This is a genomic window from Salipiger sp. HF18, from assembly GCF_011806505.1.
Lineage (GTDB): Bacteria > Pseudomonadota > Alphaproteobacteria > Rhodobacterales > Rhodobacteraceae > Salipiger > Salipiger thiooxidans.
In genome coordinates this window covers 1-4,424 of the sequence record NZ_JAATOS010000334.1, presented here as the reverse complement: position 1 = coordinate 4,424, position 4,424 = coordinate 1, and the positions used below count along the sequence as shown (strand labels likewise).

At 68.3% G+C, this 4,424-nt stretch carries 5 protein-coding genes and 2 pseudogenes; 6 read left to right on the top strand and 1 reads right to left on the bottom strand.

Annotated features, from left to right (window positions below; all coding sequences use genetic code 11):
- From HC022_RS19860 to lexA, 6 genes and pseudogenes are all read left to right on the top strand, one after another.
- Positions 1 to 293 (top strand): annotated as a pseudogene (locus tag HC022_RS19860) (anthranilate phosphoribosyltransferase); the annotation flags it as partial.
- Positions 290 to 943 (top strand): uracil-DNA glycosylase, encoded by a 654-nt coding sequence (locus HC022_RS19855; protein ID WP_167453578.1) that lies wholly within the window; start codon positions 290 to 292, stop codon positions 941 to 943. The pseudogene HC022_RS19860 and the gene HC022_RS19855, both read left to right, overlap by 4 nt.
- The gene (trpC, locus tag HC022_RS19850) at positions 940 to 1,743 is read left to right on the top strand and encodes an indole-3-glycerol phosphate synthase TrpC (protein WP_167453577.1); all 804 of its coding nucleotides are present in this window, start codon (positions 940 to 942) and stop codon (positions 1,741 to 1,743) included. Before HC022_RS19855 ends, trpC begins: the two co-directional genes overlap by 4 nt.
- Positions 1,740 to 2,216: a cyclic pyranopterin monophosphate synthase MoaC gene (moaC, locus tag HC022_RS19845; RefSeq protein WP_167453576.1), complete on the top strand. Its 477-nt coding sequence runs from the start codon at positions 1,740 to 1,742 to the stop codon at positions 2,214 to 2,216. The genes trpC and moaC overlap by 4 nt, the downstream gene beginning before the upstream one ends.
- Complete coding sequence (glp, locus tag HC022_RS19840) at positions 2,213 to 3,379, top strand: gephyrin-like molybdotransferase Glp (protein ID WP_167453575.1); 1,167 nt, start codon at positions 2,213 to 2,215, stop codon at positions 3,377 to 3,379. The genes moaC and glp overlap by 4 nt, the downstream gene beginning before the upstream one ends.
- 106 nt (positions 3,380 to 3,485) lie before the next feature.
- A complete protein-coding gene (gene lexA / locus HC022_RS19835) occupies positions 3,486 to 4,082 on the top strand; it encodes a transcriptional repressor LexA (RefSeq protein ID WP_167453574.1) in 597 nt (198 codons plus the stop codon).
- On the opposite strand, the pseudogene HC022_RS19830 reads toward lexA, so the two are convergent.
- Positions 4,076 to 4,424: pseudogene (locus HC022_RS19830) on the bottom strand (competence protein); the annotation flags it as partial. The gene lexA and the pseudogene HC022_RS19830 sit on opposite strands and share 7 nt — an antisense overlap.

Here is a 4,424-nt window from a genome sequence, read left to right as displayed (position 1 = left end):
GCGTGCGCGGGGTCGACCTCCCCCCCGGGGCCGCGGGCCTGCCCGAGCCCCCCTTCGAGGAGACCGCCGGCGGCCCGCCCGCCGAGAACGCCAAGGCCTTCCGCGAGCTTCTTGACGGCTCCAGGACCGCCTATCGCGATGCGGTCCTTCTGAATTCGTCCGCCGCGCTGGTGGTGGCGGGCAAGGCTGCGGACCTGCGCGAGGGCGTCGAAATGGCCGTCCAGAGCATCGACAGCGGTGCGGCGCTTGCCAAGGTGCAGGCGCTGGCCGAGGCCTCGAAACTGGCGGCATGACCCCGCCTGCAGACTGGGCCCACCTGCCCTTTTTCACCGAGGACCTGCCGCGCATCGAAGCCGCGCTCGCGGGGGACGCGCGCCAGATCCTGCCGCCTGCGCCGCAGGTTTTCGCCGCGCTCGATGCCTGCCCGCCAAAGCGTGTCCGCGCGGTGATCCTCGGGCAGGATCCCTACCCGACGCCGGGCCACGCGCATGGGCTGGCGTTTTCGGTCGAGCCCGAGGTGCGGCCGCTGCCGCGATCGCTCAACAACATCTACAAGGAACTGCAGGAAGAGTTCGGGGCCTGTCCGCCGAACGGAGATCTGCGCTTCTGGGCCGCCCAGGGCGTGCTGCTCCTGAACACCGCACTGACGGTGCCCGCGGGCTCGGCCGGCGCCCACGCCAAGCTCGGCTGGTCGAAGCTCACCGCGCAAGTGATTGAAAATTTGTCGGAAACGCCACGCGCCTTCATCCTTTGGGGCAATCACGCGCAGGGCTTCGCTCCGCATATCCGAGGCGCGGATCACCTGATCGTGCGCTCGGCCCATCCCTCGCCGCTCTCGGCGCGCCGCGGCTTTTTCGGGTCGCGCCCCTTTTCCCGCGTCAACGAGTGGCTTATTGCAAGGGGCGACACGCCCATCAACTGGACGACGCCGGAGGCCCCATGACCCAGACGATCCTCGACAAGATCAAGGCCTACAAGCTGGAAGAGGTCGCCGCCGACAAGGCCGCGAAACCGCTGGCCGACGTCGAGGCCGAGGCCCGCGCGGCCTCGCCCGTGCGCCCCTTCGGTGCTGCGCTGCGCAAGGCCGCCACCGCGGGCTACGGGCTGATTGCCGAAGTCAAGAAGGCCTCTCCCTCCAAGGGTCTGATCCGTAATGATTTTCATCCCGCGACACTGGCCGCCGCCTATGAGCGCGGTGGGGCCACCTGCCTGTCCGTGCTGACCGACACCCCCTCGTTCCAGGGCGCGAAATCATTCCTCACCGAGGCCCGCAGCGCCACCTCGCTGCCGGCGCTGCGCAAGGATTTCATGTACGACACCTACCAGGTCGCCGAGGCCCGCGCGCTGAGCGCCGATTGCATCCTGATCATCATGGCCAGCGTCTCGGACGCGCAGGCCGCCGAACTCGAGGATGCCGCCCTGAGCTGGGGCATGGACGCGCTGATCGAGGTGCATGACGCGCCGGAACTCGAGCGCGCGCTGGCGCTGAAATCGCCGCTGATCGGCGTGAACAACCGCAATCTCAAGACCTTCGAGACCACGCTCGACACCACGCGCACCCTCTCGAAGGGCGTCTCGGGCGACCGGCTGCTGATCTCCGAAAGCGGGCTCAACACGCCCGCGGATCTTGCCGACATGGCCGCCCACGGCGCCCGCGCCTTCCTCATCGGCGAAAGCCTGATGCGTCAGGACGATGTCGAGCTTGCGACCCGGATGCTGCTCAAGGACCCCGTCGCGGCATGAGCGGCCTCAGCCATTTCGACGCCAAGGGCGACGCGCATATGGTCGATGTCTCAGACAAGGCCGTGACCGCGCGCATCGCCACCGCAGAGGGCTGGGTGAAGATGGCGCCGGAGACGTTTGAGATCATTACCGAAGGCCGCGCGAAGAAGGGCGATGTCATCGGCATCGCACGGCTCGCGGGGATCATGGGGGCCAAGAAGACTCCCGAACTGATCCCGCTTTGCCACCCGCTTCCGGTGACCAAGGTCGCGGTCGAACTGATCCCCGACGCGGATCTTCCGGGCCTGCGCATCGAGGCCACCGTCAAGACCACCGGCCAGACCGGCGTCGAGATGGAGGCGCTGACCGCGGTCTCGACCGCCGCGCTCACGGTCTATGACATGGCCAAGGCCGTCGACAAGGGCATGGAGATCGGCGGCATCCGCGTCATCCTGAAAGATGGCGGAAAATCCGGACGTTACGAGGCGAAATGATATCTGTTTCCGAAGCTCTGGACCGGCTCTTCTCGCTCGCGGAACCGCTGCCGACAGAAGAGGTGCCGCTGATCGAGGCCGCGGGCCGCGTGCTCTCGCGCAGTGTCGAGGCGCGCCGTGACCAGCCGCCCTTCGCGGCGTCTGCCATGGACGGCTACGCAGTGTCCGAGGCCGCACCGGGCCTCAGCTTCACGGTTGTCGGCGAATCCGCCGCCGGGTCGCGCTACCTGGGCCGCATCGGTGCCGGCGAGGCGGTACGGATCTTCACCGGCGCCCCCGTGCCCGAAGGCGCGAATATCGTTGTGATCCAAGAGGATGTGGATCGCGACGGCGACCGCATCACGATCACCGACCGGCTGGGCCAAGGTGACAACATCCGCGCCTATGGCAACGACTTCCGCGTGGGCGACACGGTGAGCGCGCCACGCGTTCTGACGCCGCAGGACATCGCGCTTCTGGCCTCGATGAACATCGCCCGTGTGCCGGTGACCCGCCGTCCCAAGGTCGCGCTCATCTCGACCGGCGACGAGCTGGTGATGCCCGGCGAAGAGCCCGGCCCCGACCAGATCATCGCCTCGAACACCTTCGGCCTGCACGCGCTGCTGCGCCAGATCGGCGCCGAGCCGCGGCTGCTGCCCATTGCCGGCGACAGCGAGGCGTCGCTGCGCACGGTGTTTGGCCTCCTGGACGACGCCGACCTCGTGGTGACCATCGGCGGTGCCTCGGTCGGCGATCACGATCTCGTCGCGCAAGTGGCCGAGGCCATGGGCCTCGAGCGCTCCTTCCACAAGGTTGCGATGCGCCCGGGCAAGCCGCTGATGTCCGGCCGTCTGGGCGATGCAATGATGATGGGCCTTCCGGGAAACCCCGTCTCGGCAATGGTTTGCGGGCATATCTTCATCGCCCCGGTGATCCGCGCCATGCTCGGGCTCGGTGCGGCACCGGCAGAGCGCAAGAGCGCGGTGCTGACCGCACCGGTCGGCCCCAATGGACCGCGCGAGCACTACATGCGGACCCGTGTCACCCCCGAGGGGGTCCGCGCCTTCGAGCGTCAGGACAGCTCGCTTCTGAGCATCCTCGGCGAGGCCGGCGGGCTGATCGTCCGCCCGCCGCGCGACCCGGCCCGCGAAGCCGGTGAGACCGTGGAGTACGTGCCCTTCTGAGGCCCGCACCGAGGCGCCCGCCCGTTTCGTCTTTCCCGCGAACGTGTTGACACAAATAGTGAACATGCGTAGAACAAAGGGAAGACAAGCGACCGGGGAACGCGCCATGCTGACCAAGAAACAGCTCGACCTTCTGGATTTCATCAACAAGCGGATGCAGCGGGACGGCGTGCCGCCCAGCTTTGACGAGATGAAGGAAGCCCTTGATCTGCGGTCCAAATCCGGGATCCACCGGCTGATCACCGCGCTCGAGGAACGTGGCTTCATCCGCCGTCTCGCGCATCGCGCCCGCGCCATCGAGATCGTCAAGCTCCCTGAAAGCCTCGGCGGACGTCCCGCGGGCTTTGCGCCCAAGGTGATCGACGGCGACATCCCCGACAGCCGCCCCGCCGCCGCCCGTCCGGTCGCGACCATCGAGGCGATGGAACTGCAGGTGCTGGGCCGCATCGCCGCCGGTGAGTCCATGATCGAGGCGGGGATCAACGATGGGGACGTCGTGATCATCCGCGAGACCTCGAGCGCCGAGAACGGCGACATCGTCGTGGCCCAGATCGAGGGCTACGAGGCCACGCTCAAGCGCTTCCGGCGCAAGGGCGACGCCATCGTTCTCGAAGCGGCCAACCCGGCCTACGAGCCGCGCGTGCTGCCGGTGGGCTCGGTCAAGGTTCAGGGCCGTCTCGTCGGCCTGATCCGGACCTACTGATCCCTTGATCCCGCCCCGTGCCACAGCCTGTGGCCGGCGGCGGTGACGATACGCGGTCCCTGCGGCGTCAGCCAGACCGCCACGGCCCCGGTGGTGCGCAGCCGCTCGGGATCGTAGATGTCGCAACCGGGGATCTCGGGGATATCGACGCTCGAGACCACCAGTTCGCTGCCGTCACAACCCCCGAAAGCCTGCGCCGCCCGCGAGCCCTGCAGATGCGTGACGCGCAGCCCCGCCAGCGTGATCCGCGCGGTGCGCTCTTCGGCGCCCGGCGGCCAGAGCGCGGCAGCCTCTTCCTGTCCGCCCGCCTGCCCGTCGTTCTCCAGCCAGATCCCGGCCAGG